Source organism: Symbiopectobacterium sp. Eva_TO, from assembly GCF_053848865.1.
The window spans coordinates 42,176-62,908 of sequence record NZ_JBSPEY010000001.1; the positions used below are offsets into that span (position 1 = coordinate 42,176).

At 49.8% G+C, this 20,733-nt stretch carries 20 protein-coding genes; all 20 read left to right on the plus strand.

Translation table 11 applies throughout. The features are described from left to right. The first annotated feature begins 107 nt into the window (after window positions 1-107). The 20 genes from ACWWJF_RS00330 to ACWWJF_RS00425 all read left to right on the plus strand — a co-directional run bounded on the left by ACWWJF_RS00330 (window position 108) and on the right by ACWWJF_RS00425 (window position 20,669). Complete coding sequence (locus ACWWJF_RS00330) at window positions 108-785, plus strand: Rha family transcriptional regulator (protein WP_455868345.1); 678 nt, start codon at window positions 108-110, stop codon at window positions 783-785. A gap of 192 nt (window positions 786-977) precedes the next feature. Next, on the plus strand, window positions 978-1,505 hold the full coding sequence (locus tag ACWWJF_RS00335) for a phage antirepressor N-terminal domain-containing protein (protein ID WP_455868346.1): 528 nt from the start codon (window positions 978-980) through the stop codon (window positions 1,503-1,505). Window positions 1,506-1,515: 10 nt separating this feature from the next. Continuing rightward, entirely contained in the window at window positions 1,516-1,938 is a 423-nt protein-coding gene (locus ACWWJF_RS00340) for a hypothetical protein (RefSeq protein ID WP_455868347.1), read from the plus strand. Between the two features lie 14 nt (window positions 1,939-1,952). After that, window positions 1,953-2,159: a hypothetical protein gene (locus ACWWJF_RS00345; RefSeq protein WP_455868348.1), complete on the plus strand. Its 207-nt coding sequence runs from the start codon at window positions 1,953-1,955 to the stop codon at window positions 2,157-2,159. A gap of 177 nt (window positions 2,160-2,336) precedes the next feature. After that, window positions 2,337-2,990, plus strand: a complete 654-nt coding sequence (locus ACWWJF_RS00350) for a hypothetical protein (RefSeq protein WP_455868349.1) — start codon at window positions 2,337-2,339, stop codon at window positions 2,988-2,990. Next, window positions 2,983-4,587 (plus strand): terminase, encoded by a 1,605-nt coding sequence (locus ACWWJF_RS00355; RefSeq protein WP_455868350.1) that lies wholly within the window; start codon window positions 2,983-2,985, stop codon window positions 4,585-4,587. The genes ACWWJF_RS00350 and ACWWJF_RS00355 overlap by 8 nt, the downstream gene beginning before the upstream one ends. A gap of 2 nt (window positions 4,588-4,589) precedes the next feature. Continuing rightward, window positions 4,590-4,814, plus strand: coding sequence for a hypothetical protein (locus ACWWJF_RS00360; RefSeq protein WP_195316236.1), 225 nt, complete (start codon window positions 4,590-4,592; stop codon window positions 4,812-4,814). Further along, the gene (locus ACWWJF_RS00365) at window positions 4,814-6,442 is read left to right on the plus strand and encodes a portal protein (protein ID WP_455868351.1); all 1,629 of its coding nucleotides are present in this window, start codon (window positions 4,814-4,816) and stop codon (window positions 6,440-6,442) included. The genes ACWWJF_RS00360 and ACWWJF_RS00365 overlap by 1 nt, the downstream gene beginning before the upstream one ends. Continuing rightward, entirely contained in the window at window positions 6,439-6,747 is a 309-nt protein-coding gene (locus tag ACWWJF_RS00370; protein WP_455868352.1) for a hypothetical protein, read from the plus strand. The genes ACWWJF_RS00365 and ACWWJF_RS00370 overlap by 4 nt, the downstream gene beginning before the upstream one ends. 26 nt (window positions 6,748-6,773) lie before the next feature. Further along, window positions 6,774-7,727, plus strand: a complete 954-nt coding sequence (locus ACWWJF_RS00375; protein WP_455868353.1) for a hypothetical protein — start codon at window positions 6,774-6,776, stop codon at window positions 7,725-7,727. A gap of 130 nt (window positions 7,728-7,857) precedes the next feature. Next, complete coding sequence (locus ACWWJF_RS00380) at window positions 7,858-8,691, plus strand: phage capsid protein (protein ID WP_455868354.1); 834 nt, start codon at window positions 7,858-7,860, stop codon at window positions 8,689-8,691. A 10-nt stretch (window positions 8,692-8,701) separates the two neighbouring features. Then, entirely contained in the window at window positions 8,702-8,959 is a 258-nt protein-coding gene (locus tag ACWWJF_RS00385) for a hypothetical protein (RefSeq protein WP_455868355.1), read from the plus strand. A gap of 31 nt (window positions 8,960-8,990) precedes the next feature. Continuing rightward, complete coding sequence (locus ACWWJF_RS00390; protein WP_455868356.1) at window positions 8,991-9,413, plus strand: hypothetical protein; 423 nt, start codon at window positions 8,991-8,993, stop codon at window positions 9,411-9,413. Window position 9,414: 1 nt separating this feature from the next. Further along, entirely contained in the window at window positions 9,415-10,029 is a 615-nt protein-coding gene (locus tag ACWWJF_RS00395; protein WP_455868357.1) for a hypothetical protein, read from the plus strand. Window positions 10,030-10,085: 56 nt separating this feature from the next. Next, window positions 10,086-12,734 carry a hypothetical protein gene (locus ACWWJF_RS00400; protein ID WP_455868358.1) on the plus strand — a complete coding sequence of 883 codons (2,649 nt, stop codon included), beginning with the start codon at window positions 10,086-10,088 and terminating at the stop codon, window positions 12,732-12,734. Between the two features lie 35 nt (window positions 12,735-12,769). Beyond that, the gene (locus ACWWJF_RS00405; protein WP_455868359.1) at window positions 12,770-13,141 is read left to right on the plus strand and encodes a hypothetical protein; all 372 of its coding nucleotides are present in this window, start codon (window positions 12,770-12,772) and stop codon (window positions 13,139-13,141) included. Further along, on the plus strand, window positions 13,114-13,686 hold the full coding sequence (locus ACWWJF_RS00410; protein WP_455868360.1) for a hypothetical protein: 573 nt from the start codon (window positions 13,114-13,116) through the stop codon (window positions 13,684-13,686). Before ACWWJF_RS00405 ends, ACWWJF_RS00410 begins: the two co-directional genes overlap by 28 nt. Window positions 13,687-13,696: 10 nt before the next feature. Then, window positions 13,697-16,342 carry a transglycosylase SLT domain-containing protein gene (locus tag ACWWJF_RS00415; protein ID WP_455868361.1) on the plus strand — a complete coding sequence of 882 codons (2,646 nt, stop codon included), beginning with the start codon at window positions 13,697-13,699 and terminating at the stop codon, window positions 16,340-16,342. An 80-nt stretch (window positions 16,343-16,422) separates the two neighbouring features. Then, window positions 16,423-18,120: a hypothetical protein gene (locus ACWWJF_RS00420; protein ID WP_455868362.1), complete on the plus strand. Its 1,698-nt coding sequence runs from the start codon at window positions 16,423-16,425 to the stop codon at window positions 18,118-18,120. Then, window positions 18,120-20,669, plus strand: coding sequence for a hypothetical protein (locus ACWWJF_RS00425; protein WP_455868363.1), 2,550 nt, complete (start codon window positions 18,120-18,122; stop codon window positions 20,667-20,669). Before ACWWJF_RS00420 ends, ACWWJF_RS00425 begins: the two co-directional genes overlap by 1 nt. Window positions 20,670-20,733 lie beyond the last annotated feature (64 nt).

Genomic DNA, 20,733 nt, shown 5'->3' on the forward strand with positions numbered 1-20,733 from the left:
CCCGAGACCATTCACAAAAGCGACCTCTGAGAACGCCATCGCAGCATGGTGCGCTCGGGTATGGCCGTTCTGGTGAGCAGAGGTCTCTTTTTTGAAAGGTGATCACCATGCAATTAGTTGAAATCAAGAAACTCGACCTTGTAACCAACACTATCGCTATTGCTGATGGAGTTGGGCGCGATCACGATACCATCATTAAGCTGGTAGACCGCAATAAGGCAGACCTTGAAGAGTTCGGAAAGGTCGGATTTGAAATCCGGGCTGGTTACAACAACGCCAAGGTTCGTGTGGCACTATTGAACGAGCAGCAAACGACGCTGTTAATTACGTACATGAGAAATAACAACGTCGTCAGATCGTTCAAGAAGCGGTTAGTGTTCGAGTTCTTCCGCATGCGCTCCGCGCTTGCCAGCAAAAAGGTGGATCGCAATACTGCCAGGCTTGAGTACAAGCCAATGACTGACGCTATCAAGCATGAGCGCGAGGCTCAGGGAAAGCAGATTGCCCCACACCATTTCAGCAACGAAGCAGATTTAATAAACTGCATTGCACTTGGTATGACATCTGCAAAATTTCGAGTCCACCATGAAATAGGTAAGCAGGAGAGTATCCGCGACTACCTGACCCCTGAGCAGATTCACTGCATTACCGAATTACAGCGCGCAAACACGGTGTTCATCAGCATGGCTTGGGACTTTGAACAACGCAAGGCCACGCTGATGGGAATATTCAACAAAAACCATCGCCAGCCATTGATTGAAGAACAACACCGACTGGCGGCTTAGTATGACAAAAAGCGAAAGAGAAGCGTTGAGGCTCGGTTAATCCGGGCCTTTTTCATCGGTGCAGTGCATGCACCCATCACACGTCGGACCTTGTTTAGGAATGAGCCTTTGAGGAAGCAGCTGGCTAGTGCTGCCTTCGACGGGCTGATTTCCTATGCGCCAAAGGTTCATTACTAAGTAAGGATAAGCACTGTGCAAACAATCACCGTTCCGTTTCATGGAAATGCTCTGTATGTCGTCAACTGTAACGGCGAACCCTATACCCCGATGAAACCTATTGTTGAGGGTATGGAGATGGATTGGGCATCTCAATTTACAAAGTTAAAACAACGATTTAATACAACTATTGCGGAAATCACAATGGTTGCAGAAGACGGTAGAACACGAAAAATGCTTTGTCTTCCGCTGCGTAAACTAGCTGGTTGGCTTCAAACAATTAACCCGAACAAGGTCAAGTCCGAAATCCGCGACAAAGTTGTTCAGTATCAAGAGGAATGCGATGACGTTCTCTATGAATACTGGACAAAAGGACAAGTCATTAATCCCCGTAAGCGTAGCGTTATGCAAGAACTCAATGCAGCTTGCGCTGAATTAAAAAGTGACAAAGCCGTTGCCAGCGTGTTTGGCACGGGATTGAACGAGTGGAAAGGCATTAAGGCGGCACATGCGAAGAAAATCAAAGTGCTGATTGAAGAAGCTCAATTGTTACTGACATTTTAAGGGGGAGACCATGAGCAATATTCCTGCTCCCGAATGCTTTTGCTGGCGCGTCGCGGATGCCTACATGTACCACCTGATGGCAACTAACCGTCGCCCGGTATACCGCTATCAGGCTGGTGATATCGAAGTCTGCCGCTATTTTCTTTGTGGTTTCCTTGATGACCACTTATCGAAAATATCGCCGCCGAAAAGGGCGGCATTTTGTCTTCGTTTGCTTGAGCCGTTTACTTTGACACCTGATCCTCGCGCCATCATCTGTGGGGGTAAAGCCCCTATGTTGAATCGTCGAGGTGTCCGGTACATGAATGCATTAATGCACCAATACGGCGATACCCTAATGGATGTCGGCGTTAAAGATGAGCGAGGCATGCTTGTTTTGCCACCAGAAAGCGAATGGGCAAGCCTGAAATTCAGCGATGTCTTGTTTGAATAAAGGAGATCGCCATCGTGAATCATATCGCATTCATTGAAAAGCATGTGGTCGCTGAACTGGTGAAGCAGGGCTATGAGCCATCGGTCGCCCTGAAGGGGGCAGACAGGGCGCTAGACCACTACCGCTGTTCAAGCTCAGCATCAGGGAAGGGGAAGATGTTTGACGATTGCTTGCGCATAGCCAAGGCATGGGCGATGAAGTACCAGCCCAAGAAGAAATGAAGAAATGAAGAAATGAAGAAATGAAGAAATCCAGGGCATTCTCCCGAGAGTGCTCGATATTTCAGCATGAAGTCTATGTGCCGTCACGGGTTGGATAACCATTTTTCAGAGAATTATTCTAAATCACCGAATTAACAGACGTTCAGCAAATGAATTTCATCATCACATAGGCGCAATATGGCAAAGAAAAAAACTGACTGGGAATCGATAGAGCGTGATTACCGGGCTGGGCTCTTCTCTGTCCGTGAAATCGCAGCAACACACGGCATAAGCCATGTAGCAATCATGAAGCGGGCAAAGCGTGACGATTGGTCGCGAGATTTATCTGCAAAGATTAAAGCCAAGGCCGAAGCGCTGGTTACCACTCGGGAGATTACCAGCGAAGTTACCGTGGAAACCAAAAAGACCGAAAGGGAGATAGTCGAGGCTAATGCTGAGGTTATCGCCAACATTCGGTTGTCACACCGTAAGGATATATCTCGCTCCCGTAATGTCGTGATGAAGCTACTCGGAGAGCTGGAGGCGTCAACTGACAACATCGAGCTATTTGAGCAACTTGGCGAAATGCTTCGTGACGAAGATGACAAGGGTCAGAATAGACTCAACGCCCTATACCAAAAGGTCATCAGCATGGCTGGTCGAACCAAGACCATGAAAGATCTTGCTGACTCACTCAAGACGCTTGTAACACTTGAAAGACAGGCTTACGGACTTGATACCGAAGTCGCACCAACTAACCCTGATGACGGCAAGACTGCAAATATCAATGATCTGGCTCGCCGGGTTGCTTTCGTGTTCACAAAATCAATGAAGGAAAACCAGAATGGCTAACATTCTCGTCTCCTTTGACGAAGTGCTAAATCGGCTTTCAGGGCTTAACCCTGCGCAACTGGCAGAGGTCGAGAAAGAAGTGATGTCGGCGACAGGGAGTATGTTGTGGGTGCCAAATCCTGGTCCGCAGACAGAAGCGTATTACTGCGAGGCTGATGAATTGTTCTACGGTGGTCAGGCTGGCGGAGGTAAGTCGGCGCTGATTAATGGCCTGGCTGTTACGTCTCATGAGCGTTCGTTGATACTGCGCCGCATTCGTGAGGATGCTAAGAAACTCGCGGAGGCTGAGCTAATTGGGCGATTATTTAATGGCTCACGAGATGGTTGGAACGGTTCAGATCTGGTATGGCGTGATGGAAAAAAGCTGATTCAGTATGGCGGCTGCGAGATGGAAGTTGATAAGCAGCGCTATAAGGGCGACCCGCATGACCTTATTTGTTTTGACGAGGTCACCGACTTTAGTGAAACGCAGTTCGAATTTATTACCATCTGGAACCGCTCAGCAACAAAGGGGCAGCGTTGCCGAGTTGTAGCAACAGGCAACCCTCCAACAAGCGCTACAGGGCTGTGGGTTATACGCAGATGGGGTGCATGGCTTGATCCAAATCATCCTAATCCAGCTAACCCTGGGGAGTTGCGCTGGTACATTCGTAACGAACAGGGTGAAGAGGTTGAAGTGGATGGAAGGGGTCCGCATGGATATGCTCCTGACGGTTCGCCAATTGAAGCCAAGTCCCGCACCTTCATTCCGGCCAGGCTGAGTGACAACCCGGACCTGTCTGCCGATGGCGAGTATTCCAGAACGCTTAACCTTCTACCAAAGGAGTTGCGTGACGCATACCGCGATGGGCGGTTCCAGGCTTCCTTGGAAGATGACCCATACCAATGCATACCTACAGCATGGGTTCAGGCAGCGATGGCTAGGTGGACATCACAGCCACCACTAGGAGTTCCTATGTCCGCTATCGGCGTCGATGTAGCTCAAGGTGGAGCAGACAACACAGTACTGGCAATTAGGCATGATTCTTGGTTTGCCTCATTGGTCAAGGTTCCAGGCAAGGAAACGCCTGGCGGAACAGATGTCGCGGGCCTTGTGATATCTAAGCGACGCGATGGTGCAAAGGTAATTATCGATATTGGTGGTGGGTGGGGCGGTGATGCATACGCTCATCTACGCGAGAATGGCGTCGATGCCGTCTCATACATGGGTATCAAGCCATCAGTTAGGCGCACACAAGATAAAAAGCTCAAGTTTTATAATATTCGAACAGAGGCTTACTGGTCTCTACGAGACGCTCTCAATCCTGATCAGCCTGGCGGCTCTCAAGTTGCGCTCCCAAACGATCAAACGCTCCTTTCAGACCTGACGGCGCCAACGTATGAAGTTAAGCGCTCTCACGATGGTGGGGTAATCCAACTTGAGTCGAAAGAAAAACTAAAGGCTCGCCTGGGTAGATCTACTGATGACGGCGACGCAGTGGTTATGTCGTGGTTCGATGGCGAAAAACAATCAAACGTAAGGGGCGGATACAAAGTCCGCTCCAGAAATAGTACGCCCGTAGTAAATCTAGGGCATTCGAAAATGAAGAGGAAATGATTATGGGTGGTGTAGCCAAGGCTGTGGGCAATGTTGTTGGTTCAATCCTGGGTACCAATAGCGGTTCTACTAATGTCACAGTGGCATCCGAGCCTGAAACTGAGATGCCGACCGCAGATACTGAAGCGGTAAGAGCGGCCAGGAGAAAGAGCATTATCGCCCAGCAACAGCGTGGCGGACGGGAAAGCACAATTTTAACCGGTGGAAGTAATCGATTAGGTGGCTGATGATGGATAGCAGAGCGAGTGAGTTGATAAAACAGGGCGATTTCCTGTTCGGAAAGAAAACGACTTTGCTGTCGCTCTGGCAAGAAATCGCAGAAAACTTCTACCCGGAACGCGCTGATTTTACGCTGTGCCGATCTCTTGGGTCTGAGTTCGCCGATCACCTAATGACTTCTTATCCGACGCTGGCCCGCCGCGAGTTGGGCGATGCATTCTCTACGATGTTGCGCCGGGGGAAATGGTTCAATCTCTCCGTTGGTGAAAACTCACCGAATCAGTCAGCTAAAGTCTGGCTCGAATGGGCAAGAGATATTCAATATCGCGCCATGTATGACAAACGCACACAGTTTGTGAAAGCCACAAAACAAGGTGATCACGATTACGCGGCATTCGGGCAGTGTGCCATCAGCGTTGAGCTAAACAGAAACGCCGATGGACTTTTATATCGTTGCTGGCACCTTCGAGATTTGGCTTGGTGTGAAAATGCAGACAGTGCGATTGATACTATTCATCGCAAGTGGGAGCCAACAGCGCGTGATTTAAAACATCTGTTTGGCAATAACGTGGCGCAGAAAGTAAATGGTGCGTTGGAGAAAGACCCGTACCAGAAGATTAAGTGTCGTCACATTGTTGTTCCGTCTGAGTACTATCAGACAGGAAAGAAATTCAATGCGCCTTTCGTCTCCATCTACATCGACGTGGATAATCAACACGTGATGGAAGAGACGCCATCATTTGACAGGATTTACTGCCTGCCGCGCTGGCAAACGGTGTCTGGTTCTCAATATGCATACTCCCCTGCAACTATCGTTGCACTTCCAGATGCGCGCCTGATTCAATCGATTACTCGAGTGCTGCTTGAGGCTGGTGAAAAGGCTGTTGATCCGCCAATGGTGGCAAGTCGTGAGGTGTTCCGCGATGATTTCAACCTAATGGCAGGTGGTATTACGTGGGCCGATATCGAGCTGGATACTGACATCCGTAACGTGATCGCCGAGTTTGGTAAGAGCACATCACTGCCGACCGGTATTAACATCCGCGACGATGTTCGTTCGATGATTCACCAGGCGTTTTACCTGAACAGCCTGACTTTGCCGGATACCAGCGGTATGACAGCTTATGAAGTTAGTCAGCGTGTCCAAGAGTACATTCGGCAGGCAACGCCACTATTCTCTCCGATGGAGCCGGAATACAACGGCGACCTGTGCGATATGACGTTTAATAAACTGATGCGGGCCGGGGCGTTCGGTTCGGTCTATGACATACCGGAATCGCTACAGGGTGAAGATGTTCAGTTTACGTTTGAAAGCCCGCTACAGACTGCGCTGGGCCAAGAGAAGCAAGGACAGGCTCAGGCTGTTGCACAGATTCTGCTGGGTGCTGCGCAACTTGAGCAGGCTCCCGGCTCTGTAAATGTCGATGTCAACGGCATGATCCGCGATGCAATCTCTGGCTCTGGCGCTCCGGCCAAATGGCTACGCAGTGAAGATGAAGTGGCACAGATTCAGCAGCAGAATCAAGCAATGCAACAGCAAGCAGCAGAGGTTGCACAATTGCAGCAGGGTGCTCAAACGGTAAGCGATGTGGCAAACGCCGCTCAGTCAGTTCAATCACTCGCGGGGGCGGCATGACGAAAGCACCAGCACCATATGAGCCTTATCTATGGGCTGACAACCTGAATGTTGTGTATGCGTTCAAGGCATTAAATGCAGGAACAGCAAGCGAAGAACAGCAAAAGCTAATCATGAAGTCGCTGATGGATATTACCGGCTATTACGACCTTAGCTATCGCCCCGATAGTGAGCGAGACACAGCATTTGCCGAGGGTAAGCGCTTTATTGGCGCTCAGTTGGTGAAGATGGTCAACCTGCCCGGTGCTATGATAGAGCAATCCAAGCAGCGAAAGAAACAATCAACTACTAAACGATCCGCCTAGTGCGGATTTTTTATTGAGGAAACACCATGCTTTTTAGAAACATGTTCCTGAAATACTACGCCGAAGCCGGTGATCAAGGTGACGCTGGTGGCGCACCTGCCGTGAGTGCAAATCCTGCTCAGGAGCCCGCGCAACAGTCTGCTGCTGATGCGGCAACCAATGTGCTAAATGTGCCAGAAAAAGAACCTGTCCAAGCGCCGCAAAAGTTCCCTGACAACTGGCGCGATCAGCTTGCTGGTGATGATGCAAAATACCGCAAGCAGTTGGAGCGCTACTCATCACCGGAGGCGTTGGCGAAAGCTCATCGTGAATTGCAGGCCAAGCTTAGTTCTGGAGAATTAAAAGCGGCCAAGTTGCCAGAAAAGCCGACTGATGAAGAGTTGGCAAACTGGCGCAAAGAGAACGATGTTCCGGATAAATCGGATGATTATCTTGATGGGCTGCCATCTGGCATCGTGTTTGATGATGCGGACAGGGCGCGCGTTGGTTCGTTCCTGGCTGAGATGCACAGCAAGAACGTTTCTAAAGAACATGTGCAAGCTGCTATCGAGTGGAATCAGCGCCAGATTGAGCAGGAAATGGTTGAGCGCCATGAGCGTAACCTTGCCGCCCAGCAAAGCACGGAAGATGAATTGCGGCAAGAGTGGGGCCCTGAGTACCGGCGCAACATCAATCTGATTAACGGCATGTTGGAAGGTTTGCCGCAGGATGCTAAAGAGCTATTCCTGGGCGCGCAAACCGCTGACGGCGTATCCATATTCAACAACCCTGGCGTCGCTAAATTCTTCGTTGATCTCGCTCGCCAAGTTAACCCTGTGGGCACGGTTGTTCCTGGGGCAAGCAACATATCGGCAATTGATACCGAGATTGAGCAGATAGAGAAAGTAATGAAAGAGAACCGATCTGCCTACAACAAAGATTCGAAAATGCAAGATCGCTATATGCAACTTCTCGAAGCAAAAGAACGCTTCAACTCCTAATAAGCAGTAAACACCGCACACACGGCCCCGTTTTACAGGCAAAGGCCCCTCTTTATTGAGGACACCCCTCTATTGCTTGAAGAAAGGACACCCCTTCGGTGCGACATTTAACCGATGAGGAAACAAACAAATGGCTAGTACCGCGTTTCAAACACTATACCGCAATGAATTCATTGCCGGTTTCGAACAGAACCAATCACTGGTTCGACAAACTACCATTACTGACGGCATTCCAAAGGGAAACCAGTTTGTATTCCTGGTGGCCGACTCTGGTGGCGCTACTGCGGTGACGCGTGGCGTTAACGGCATGATCCCGGCGCGCGCAGACAACCTTAACCAATACACAGTAACGCTGGTTGAGTGGCACGATCTGGTGCGCAAGACAAATTACAACGTCTTTGCCAGCCAGGGCGACCAACGCGCCATTATGCAAGGCACAACAATGGCCGTGCTCAATCGCAAAATTGACCAGGACATTATCGGCGAACTGGTGGCCGCTACTCAGACCACGGGCGCTACCGCAACTATGTCTCTGGCGCTGGCGATGAAAGCAAAGGTCATCCTGGGGAACAACGAAGTCCCGGCAGATAACCAACTGTTTGCGCTGATCACCCCGGCAGCAGAAGCGTACTTGATGCAGACGAAGGAATTCGGTTCTGTCGATTACGTCAACAACAAGCCGTTTACCACCACTGACAGCTCGCTTAAGTCGTTCACATGGGCCGGGGTGAATTGGATCGTGCATCCTAACCTGCCTGGCAAAGGCACCAACGCCGAAACCTGCTTCATGTATCACCGCAATTCCATCGGCCATGCTATGGACATCAAGGGACTGCAAACGCCGGTTGGTTATGACGAAGAGCAGGATTACTCCTGGGCGCGTGCTTCGGCATTCATGGGCGGCAAGCTCCTGCAAAACAAGGGCGTTGTCAAAATCATTCACGATGGCTCTGCATTCGCATAAGGGGGAATAAATGGCCTATTCAACAAGTAACCCACCTGCATTGTTGCAAGACCGCATTATGGGCGGTGGCGCTGTGTGGTCCTACATCTCCGCCGATGCTCGTGCAACTGTGGTTGGTGCTGGGTATTTCAGTAATGGCAAATCGCTCGGCATGAAACTTGGTGACGTTGTGAATGCTGTTGTCGATACCAGTGGGGTATTGACTGTGGCATCCGTCACCGCCGTTAACGCATCAACTGGTGCAGTGACGGTTACTGCACTTGCGTAACTTAATGGGGGCCGGAAGGCCCCTTTATAGGATGGATATGAAAATCTTACCTTCGACTATCAAACCCTCAGAGTATGTACGCACGACTTTCACTATTGCTGTTAAGCACGGACAGGACTTTGAGGAATTCAAAAATCCAGAAGCATGGGCTCATATTTCAAATGAGTTGAAGATCCACGACAAAGTTGAATTGCTGCCTGAAGATGGCTCGTTTTATGCAGAGGGTATTGTTACTGGGCTGACAAAAACTTCAGTGAAGGTTCATTTTTATCTACATGTGACTCTTTCCGGCAGTGAAGTGAAAAGCAAAGAGTCGCCCTATGAAATCGGATTTGCCGGAAAACATAAGTGGCGAATTGTCCGTAAGTCTGATGAAGAAATCATTCAGCATGGCTTCGATTCTCGAGAGGCTGCGCTAGAGGCGGCAGAGAAGTTGTTAGCTCAAGGGGAATAACATGCCTAGCCAGCTCAATGTGTACAATGACGCCTTGCGGCTGGTTGGAGAACGCCAGCTTGTATCACTTTCCGAAAACAGAGAGCCGCGAAGGCTGCTAGATGCCGCATGGGTAAATGCGCAAAAATACTGCCTGGAGCAAGGGCAGTGGAATTTTGCCATTCGGTCTCAGCGCCTTTCATATTCCCCATCAGTAGAGCCTCCATTCGGCTATCGGTATGCATTCAATAAGCCAGATGACTACGTTCGCACGGTGTCTTTTTGCTCTGATGAGTATTTCACCAGTGCAATATTGAATTATACGGATGAAGTTGGATTCTGGTTCTGTGATGAACAGGATATTTACCTGCGTTATGTATCTAACGATAAGGCGTTCGGTCTTGATACGTCGCTTTGGCCTGAGACATTCGGGAAGTTCATTGCTGCTTATCTCGCAGTAGAGATCGCCCCAAGAATAAAAAATGCCAATGACCTCGATGTGCTTAAGAGAGAGTACAAAATGTGCAAGGCAGACGCGCTAACCAAGGATGCAATTCAGGAGCCGTCAAAGCGCATTCCTCCTGGTGAGTGGGTCAGTTCACGCGGTAGGTTTTTGTCCAGTCGCCGATTCCGATAGTAGGAGTTTTTATGCCACGCGCTAATGTTCCATTACAGGCGTTCAACCGAGGCATTGTGTCACCGCTGGCACTGGCCCGTACTGATATCGAGAAAATCGCGCTATCCGCTGAGATACAGCGCAACTGGATGCCGCGCACCCTTGGTTCAATGATGCTGCGCCCTGGAACCGAGTTTATTGGCAGAACCAAAGGAGACAAACTGGCGCGCTTTATCAAGTTTGTATTCGCCACAGATGATACTGCTCTCATTGAATTAACTGACGGGGTTATGCGGGTGTGGGTAGGTGAGGAATTGGTAACTCGCCCCGCTGTCTCAACAACCATCATCAATGGATCATTTCTAACCGACTTAACCGGATGGACTGACGCAGATCAGCCAGACACCGAATCTGTATGGTCGGCTGATGGAATGAAACTAACAGGAAATAGGGCAACATCAGCAATAAGATATCAGCAAGTCATTGTGTCCGCTGGTGACATAAACAAGCAACACTCACTCTTGATAAACATCCGTCGTGGTCCGGTTACACTTAAAGTTGGATCGACTCAAGGTGATGATGATTATATTAGCGCCACCCTTATGGAGGGGGCTAACTCACTGACGCTAACCCCATCCGGTAATTTCTACATTCAGTTTTCAAGCGCGACTACGTACCCCGTGCTCGTTGGTTCTGTGGTTATAGAAGCGTCTGGTGTAATGGAAGTCGCGACACCATGGATTGAGGCAGACTTATTTAACATCCAATACACGCAGAGTGGTGACGTTCTGTTCATGGGGTGTAACGATTACCAGCAGCGTAGGATAGAGCGGCGTGATGGTAACTCGTGGTCTGTAGTTAAATACCAGGCCAATGACGGTCCGTACAACGTACTTAACGTTACTGGCACTACGCTGAAGCCAAGCGCCACAAGCGGGCAAATAACTTTAACCGCATCATCACCATTGTTCCGTGATGATCATGTAGGCGCGCTATTCCGTCTTGAGTCGTCAGGTCAAACCGTTTCCATCATTGGCAACGGAGAAGGTCAATGGAGTGATTACATCAAGGTCACTGGGATTGATGACTCCAGAAAGTTCACGATTCAAATAACAAACGTTTCACCGGGCACTCCGTGGACGCCGGGAAAGATCACTTTACAGCGATCCGTTAGTGATCCAGGTGCGTGGACAGATGTTAAGTCATTCACCACAACCACTTCTGAAACCTATGATGACGGCCTTGACAACAATACCATTTATTACCGAATTGGCATTGCTTCAGGTGATTGGGTGGATAATTCTGGCTCAATAAGCCTAACGCTAGAATACTCTGGTGGTTCTCACACCGGTACAGCAAGGGTTATATCAGTAACATCTGCAACGGTCGCAAATGCGATCGTGCTCACTGACATGGGTAACACTGATGCCACCGCTGATTGGTATGAAGGCGCATGGTCTCCATACAGAGGCTATCCTAGCGCCGTCGCCATATATGAGGGGCGGCTGTGGTGGGCCGGAGCGGATAGGATTTTTGGCAGCTATTCTGATGCCTATGATTCGTTCGATGATGGTAACAACACTGAGGACTTGGTTTACGGGGATGCGAGCGGGATTAACCGCAGCATCGGCTCAGGTCCAGTGGCAACAATCAACTGGATGCTACCTTTACTTAGGTTGATGATTGGCACCGATGGTTGCGAAGCATCAGTGCAGTCTTCTTCATATGGTGAGGTCTTAACCCCTGACAATTTTCACATTAAATACCCATCGACCAGGGGCAGTAATATCGCTGGTGCGGTGGTCATCGATTCACGCGGCATATTCATCCACCGAAGCGGAACACGACTGTATGAGCTGGCATATACCAGTGATTACTATGACTATACGAGTTCAGATTTAACCTCTCTCGCTCCTGAAATTCTGCAACCTGGCGTCAGGAAAGTCGATATTCAGCGACTGCCAGATGACCGGATCCACTGTGTCCGCTCTGATGGGACTGTGGCTATCTACATTTCAGACCCGGTTGAAGATATGCGCTGTTGGGTTGAGGTGGAAACAGACGGTGTTATCGAAGATGTCGTGACCCTGCCTGGTGAGGAAGGGCAAGTAGAGGACATGGTGTACTATCTCGTCAACAGAGGTGGTAAGCGTTGCCTAGAACGGTGGGCTAAAGAGGCTGAATGTTTCGGCGGTCAACTATGTAAACTGGCTGATTCGCATGTTTTTCACTCTGGAGCGCCAATTACATCACTAACCGGACTGGGACATCTTGAAGGTAAAGATGTTGTTGTTTGGGCTGATGGCAAGGACATAGGTACCCACACTGTTGCATCTGGAGTTATCACTCTGAATGCGTCATACAGCAACGTTGTTGCTGGAATTGGGTATCAGTCAAAGTACAAGAGCACAAAGTTGGCCTATGCCGCTGGGATGGGGACGGCACTCACTCAACGCAAGCGAGTAGACAAGCTCGGTTTCATCCTCAGAAACACGCACGCCCAGGGCTTGATGTATGGCCCTGACTTCGAACGACTGGATGATATGCCAGGAGAGGAAGAGGGTGCGCCGGTTCAGCCTGGTTACATATGGGAGTCATACGACATGGATGCAATGGAGTTTGGCGGAGAATGGAATACCGACTCTCGCATTTGTCTGGTTGCCAATGCCCCACGGCCGGCAACAGTGCTTGCAGCCATAATTGGCATAGCCACTCATGATAAATAGCCCCGGTTCGCCGGGGATTTTTTTGGCGTGACACCATGAAAACCAATCTAAGAATCGCGACCGCTGAAGATATCCGGCAGTGGTATGCAACAATCCCTTTCACCATGAGAGCGGTAATCATTGAGACCGATGGGGAGGCTGTAGCTCTGGGGGGGATGATGCGGCGAAATGGAGTCCATGTCGCGTTCATGGACATGAGGGAATCAGCTAGTTCTATTCCATTTTCTTTATGGAAGGGATCACTGAAGGCTGTAAAAGAGATAATAAGTACAAGCAAATCCCCCGTTTATGCGCGCGTGAGTGACGAGTTGAAGACTGCGCCATCTTTCCTGAAAAGACTCGGCTTTGTACCAATAGAAAACAATGAAAAGGTAATGATATGGCAGATCCGTTCTCAGCAGGAATAGCAGGGATTAGCTCAATCCTCGGCGGAGGAACTGCCGCAGCAGGCGGCGGTTTTCTTTCGGGGATTGGTTCTATGTTATCTAAGGGCGCTACGCTACAAAATGCTGCTGGCGGCGCGACTCTTCTTGGCGGTCTACTCGGAGCATCCAACGCCTCCAGTCAGGCAAAGCAGCAAGCAGCCTTATACGGGCAGCAGGCGGCAACGCTGAGAAGCCAGGCGAACAACGTCAATGCCTCTGCTCAGGTCCAGGCTGGTCAGGAGATTGATAAGGCTAGGCAGGCCGAGTCTACCGCATTAGCCAACGCTGCTGCTTCTGGTGGTGGTGCAAGTGATGTTGGGGTGGTTAATAACATCTCTGATATTGCCGCTCAGGGGCAATTGAATAACATGACCACGCTGTGGAACGGTGAACAGCAGGCAATCCAGTTAAAGAATCAGGCTAACGTCCTAGATACTCAGGCGAAAATCGCCAAAAAATCTGCTCGCTCTAGCGGATTGGCTTCAATTCTCGGCACCGGCGCATCTCTCTTCTCGATTTATAAGTGATGGATAAATTATGGCTCGAATCCCAACCGCTAATGACCTTGGGCGCGTAGTTGCTCGCCCTGCAACTGGTGTTTCCAGCGTAGATATTTCTCCCATTGCTCGCGGCAATCAGCAGGTGGCAGATGCAATTGGTCGTGTAGGCGGCGCGTTTGCACAGGCCGCTCAAGAAGAAGATCGCCTGGCGTTAGGCCGCGCGCAATCAGAATTAATCAAGGGGCAGTTGCAGTTGCAGTCTGACTTTGAGCACGATAATGATTACGGGACAATGCAGCAACGCTACGAAGAAAAAATCGGCAAGCTTTCCGGCGAACTCGGAAATCAAATCAGCAGCCCCCGCTTGCGTGAAGAGTTCAACAATTGGGCTGGGGTTCAGAATGCCAGAGGGCAGCAGCAAATTCGTAGTATGGCGTGGGGGAAAGAGAAAGACAGCAATGTAGCAAGCCTCACGCAGTCGTTGCAGGATAACTCTAACGCTTACATGAACACTACTGACGAGAATGTCAGAGAGCAGATTGCACTATCAACAAACAATCTGATCAACGGAGCTACGGCAAAAAATTACATCACTGCCACTCAGGGTCAGCAGGTTAGTCGCAATTGGGTGACAGATACAGCCAAAGGCTCTCTATCCATGCTGACGCCGCAGCAGCGTATTAGCGCCATTCAGAACGGCGGCGGGCTGACCTCATTCATTCCACCAGACGACAAGAAAAAGATTCTTTATGCCGCAGCGAAAGAAGAAGTGTCAGGGCTAGAAGGCCGAATGATGACTGACTTGCTTGCTCCAGGTTGGGCGTCAAATGCAAATAGTGCGATTGATCCTAACGTACTACACGCTGCAATGATCCAGCAGGAAAGCGGAGGGCGGCATTTCGACAATAACGGGAACCTCATCACTTCATCTGCTGGCGCTCGCGGTATCGGGCAAATCATGCCAAAAACTGGAGAAAACCCCGGATTTGGCATCAAACCACTGCAAAATGATAGCGTCGAAGAGCATATGCGTGTCAGTCGTCAATTCGCTGACGCAATGACCAAACGCTATAGTGGAAACCCTGTGCTTATGCTTGCTGCATACAATGCCGGTCCGGGCCGCGTTGACGACTGGATAAAGCAATTTGGAGATCCGGCAAAAGGTCAGATATCCAACGAGGCCTTCGTTAATAACATTCCTATTGCAGAAACAAAGAATTACGTATCGACTGTGCTGGCAAATGCTACGCGCGCAGGGATGGTTAAGTCAGTTGTGGGCTCGCTGGCGTTCTCCCTGCTTAATGACGCCGATAAAGCAAATACGATCACTAAGTTATATAACATCATCGACACAGCGACATCTGCACAACGATTCAATATTGGCCAACAAATGCAGAATGACATTGCGCGAGTAAACGCGGGGCAGCAGGTGGAAAATCCAATCAGTGTCGGCGCTTTCTCTGCAACTATGCCACTGAACAGCACCCCAGCGGAACGCGCCAAGATGTGGCAACAGTTCGGGCAGTATCAGCAGGCATTGGCATTACAGCCAGCATTTCAGACGATTATCAGCAGCCCGTCAGATGTTGGTCTTGCTACGGTAAATGCGATGCGTCCAAACACAAATGATTCTGATTTTGCGTTCAAAATGCAAAAGTATACTGCCATTCAGCAGAAGTACAAGCAGACCATGACGGCACGAGAAGCCGATCCTGGTCAGTGGTTGGTGCAATACAACCCTGATGTGCGGGAAGCTTACCGGCAGTTCGGACAGGGCAATGTTTCTGGTGCTGATTTTATTCGTACAGTTGAAATGCAAAAACAGCGCCTTGGCATCAAGAGCAAGGATGTGATCCCCGAGACGATGGCTAACTCTCTATTGCAGCAAATTGAATCCAGCAAAGAGAGCAGCGTTACCGCCATTCAGCAAACCGCGCAACAGTTTGGCCCATATGCCGACCAGGTAATGCGCCAGGTTCAAAAGAAGGCCGATCCTGTGTTACAGGTTGTCATGGCAACAGGCAACCCACGCGCCGCTAACGCGCTGTGGCAAAACCGCGATGTGAAAACGTCAGAATTGAAGGATTCCATTAACACCACAAACAAAGGATCTGCTGATACTGCTGATTCATCGTGGAACGATGCGTCAAAGGATTTTGCGGCGACGATGATCGTGCAGCGAGGCGGCGTTGGTATCTGGAACAACTTCAACGAGCAAGGTCGTCGGCTAACCTACATCAACATGCAGCGAGGTATGAGTGCGTCAGAGGCAGCGAAGCAAGCCTATTCTGACATCCTCGGATCTCAGTATCAGACTAAGGGGACATGGCGCTTACCTAATTCACTGAGCCTTGATGTTAGCGACGTGTCCGATGGCGCTGATGCTTATCTCAACGCGCTGACAACAGACAAGATTATGCCGCTTATTGCCGATCCGAGAATCAGTGATGACATCAACCGCCAGCAGAGCCTTTCTCGCATTAAGGACAATGCCGAGTGGGTGACGAACGCCAATGAGACAGGGCTAATGCTTACGCTGAATGGGATGATCGTCAATGGTAATGACGGTAACCCAATTAACGTAGCATTCTCTGACTTGAGCAAGTTGGGTGCCGAAAACCGTAGTTTACCCAATAGGATTAGAAAGGCTATTGAAACCCCAGCAACGTTCACGCCAGGGTAACCAGCCCAATACTCCATTCAGTCGCAGCGTGAAAATCTGATTGATATCTACCAGCAAGGGCAACGATCTGGAAGGTGAGCATGCCAATTTACACTGATGAACCCGGACAGGGTATTAACCAGCCGATTAGTAACGCTCCTTCCGGCCTGGGTGAGTCACTTTCATCTTCATTTTCTCTAGGGTTCAGGGAAGGCCCGTTTATGACTGGCTTGCGGTTTGCCGAAGCCAACATGAACGCAAACGATCCAAACTCTGAAATCATCAATAAGCAGGATGCGGATGCTCGTCTAAAGGAATACGGCGTAAAAAGCATCAACGTACCTGATACAGGAGTGACAAAATCATTCCTCGATCATGTTATTGACAGCCGCAGAGAGTCACTTGCACGACAACAGATCGCCACAGCCGCACCCACTGGTTGGTGGCAGACGCCGCTCAACTTTATGGCTAATCTCGCTGGAGCTATGGCTGATCCTGCAAACTTGGCTATCTCACTTGTGCCATTTGCTGGAGAGGTTAAGGCAGCGTCGCTTCTTGGGCGTGCCGGTGAGCGGTTTGTTCAAGGGGCAAGGATTGGCGCGGTGCAAACCGGCGTGACGCTTCCATTTACAGCAGCGGCAGCAGCGGCAGAAGGCGAGGATTACACAGCAGGTAACGCACTGGAAAACATGTTTTTCGGTACGATTGCTGGTGGTGCTCTACATGCTGGAGGTGGCGTGATTGCGGATCTGGTTCGCTCCAGGCGCGCCACTTCGGCAGTGACAGATAGCGTGATTCCACCCGGGGAAGCGCAGCCAACGCCAGCGGTAAATCCACCCGATAATTTACCTGTCGGAATTGATATTCCACAGCGTGGTACACAATCAGAATTAGCCAGCGCCATTGCTCGCGATGCTGACAGTTACGCCTATAGTCGCGCATACAATGACGTAATGCCTGATTACATTGCTCAGCAACAAGAGTTACAAGGAGGATTTGTCGATAACATCCCGCAATTACGTGCTGAGCTGGCGGACAACCAATACCAGGCATCTCTCCTGGGGGATACGCTTAACGATCGCATAACGCAATATCAGCAAGAACGTATGACGTTTAGGCAAGCACGTTCTCGGGCGCAGAAGGATATCCAAAGTGAGATAAATCAGTACTCGGCGCGAAACGAAGAGATCAACTCAGCAATAGAGCGCAATGCATCCGCGGAACAGGCGCGAGGGCGTGAGTCTGCTATATCCAGAGGTGACATTCCTGATGATGTTGCTATGCGAATAGATAGTCGCGCCACTGAAATTAGACAGGCGATGAGTATGTCACCTGTGGCCGGAGGAGTAAGAACCGCAGCACAACAGATAAACAATGCCCATTGGTCTGTCAATCAGCAAGCGTACCGTGCTGCGTTATCAAACATGTTGAGTGGCAAAGCACCTGATGTTGAACCTTTCTATAACCTGGATAAACCAGCCTTGCGAGAAGAGGCAATCAATGTCCTGCGCAATCCTCGTCAGAATATCGATACCAGCGATAAAAGCGTCAGTATAGCGGCGGAAGAAAGATATCAAGCAAAAAAACAGGCAGATCATGAACTAAATTCAGCCGTGGCTGATTTTGAGCATGAAGTGGGCCTTAGCGATGCGATATTGCGAGATATGGACGTAGCAGACCCGGCAGCGGCGAAAAGCATCCGGGAGTCACTAGAAGCCATCCGCCGTGAAGCTAACGATGACTCGATAACCAACGCTTACCAAGCGTTTGCAGCATGCATGATTAACCGAGGTATTTAATGGCCCGTAATGATTTTCTGACTCAATGTGAGGTCGCTGTAAACACGGCGGCAGGAAGAGAACTGAGCGAGCAAGAGATGGAATCTCTCGTCAAGAATATGCGTACCACGGTAGATCGCATTATGGCCGGTAATGAGGCTCTTTCTCTCGAAGAGGCGGCATTGCGTGCCGCCAGTGAGTTGGGTAATCAGGAGAAGCTAGCGAAAGTCATTGAAGCCAGGAATAAAGCACTGAATACCCGTATTGCAGCGCAACGGTTGTCGGAACTGCGCAATACTTGGGCAGATCGCCCCGATATTGGACTTGAAGCCATGCTAGTCGGGCGCAATGATGCACGCACTGGTGCTCGTAGGTCAGTATCGTCAGAGGTGGCTCAGCTTCGCGGCAAGTACCATTCAGGCATAAATTACGATTTTGATAATGCCGGGCTGGTTAAGTTTATTGCCAGTGGTAGCAATGACCGTGAAATTGCAGATGCACTATGGCGTGTTGGTCGCGGAGAATCCACGGAAGGGATGACGAGGCAATCTGTTGAGGCTGCGAAGATCATTGCCAAATGGCAGGAAAATGCGCGTCTTGATGCTAACCGCGCCGGGGCATGGATCCGCCAACTCCCCGGCTATATCGTTCGCCAATCGCACGATATTTTGAAAGTTCGTGCAGCAGGTTTTGAGGCGTGGCGAGATGCAATACTCCCCAAACTTGACGAAGCTACATTTGACGGCGTCACCAATATTAATGACTTCTTGCAAAATGCCTATAACGGCCTTGCATCTGGTGTTCATCTATCAGCAGATAAGCCTGATTGGATGAACGGGTTTAAAGGAAGTCAGAATGTTGCCAAGAGAGCAAGTCAGGAAAGAACCCTGCATTTTAAGGATGGCGTGTCATGGTTTGAATACAATCAGCAATTTGGCACTGGAAGCCTACGAGAAGCTGTTTTCGGCGGCCTAACTGGATCTGCCCGTAGTACTGGTATGATGCGCATCCTTGGAACAAACCCTGAAAACATGTTCAAATATCTATCAGACACCATCGCTGAAGATGTGCAGAGAACCAATAACCCATCAGCGCTAGCTGCATTCAAAAATGAAGTTAAGCGGATTAACAAAAACACGATTCCGCAGATCAATGGAGCGGTAAACATCCCAGGCAATGTTGGTATTGCTAATGCTTCAGCTTTTGTACGTGGCTGGTTACGCATGACGCAACTTGGCGGCGCGGTTATATCGTCATTCAACGATGTACCCATTGCTGCAACTGAAATGCGTTACCAAGGGCGCAACTTCATGGGGGCGCTTACCGAAGGGATTAAAGGCCGGTTGCGCCGGTATAATTCCTCCGAACAAAAAGAAATTCTTAACTCCATTGGCATCTACTCTGACTCGATGACTCAGGAGATCATCAGGCGTGTATCTGGTGACGAGACGTTGACCGGTAAGATGGGGAGAGCGCAGCAGATTTTTTTCAAATACAATCTGATGAACTTCTGGACGGAAGCTGGCAGAAACTCCAATGCCATGATGATCACTAACTGGATGGCAAAGAATGCTGACCATGCTTACTCAGCACTACCTGATGACTTCCGCAGAGTACTTGATCTGCACGGCATAGGTGATCGCGAGTGGAACATATTCCGCAGAATGGACATGGACGAAAGCGAAGGGCGCAAGTTCATGACCGCCAATGGTGTACGTGGCGTTTCTGATGATGTGATCGCTGATTATGTTAGCAGCAAAGGCATCAATCCCACAGAAAGAGCCATTGCAGAGGCTAGAGATCAGCTTGAGGGGCAATTGCGAGGTTATGTGCTTGACCGTGTGAATATCGCGATGTCAGAGCCAACGGATAGAGTTCAGGCATTGATGAAGCAAGGCACTCAGCCTGGCACGCCAGAAGGCGAGGCATTACGCTTTGCGGGGCAATACAAATCATTCACTGCGTCCTTTATGCAAAACATCCTCGGGCGTGAAGTATTTGGCAGGGGATATACCCCTGCGCCACTTGGCGGGTCGAAGATGCAATCAATGACCAATGCCTTACTCCGTAATGGTTCTGGCGCTTTCGTTGGTGCGGCAAACCTTTTTGTATGGTCAACGCTGTTTGGTTACTTATCTCTCCAGTCAAAACTATTACTGAAAGGGCAGTCACCACGACCAGCAGATCACAAAACATTCCTTGCTGCTGCTGCACAAGGTGGTGGGCTTGGGATCATGGGAGACTTCATGTTTGGCGAGGTAAGTAGATTTGGCGCTGGGGCGGTAACGTCACTTATGGGGCCAGCGGCGTCTAATGCTGACTCTATTGTCGCATTGGTTCAAAACACCACCCGAGGCGACGCTAGGCTTGGCGATTGGTATCGCACTGCGTTGGATAATACGCCGTTCCTTAACGTGTTTTGGCTGCGTACCGCGATGAATGGACTGATACTCAATCGGATACAGGATGCGCTTGATCCTGGTTCTCTAGAACGTTATCAGCGCCGAGTCGAAAAAGAGCAGGGCAACACATTCATTTTGCCACCATCGCAGTTTATACTTGGGAGATAATCAATTGCGAGGTATTGGTATGGCTATAATAAGGAAGATAAGCATAATTCTGTGTCTTGTGACA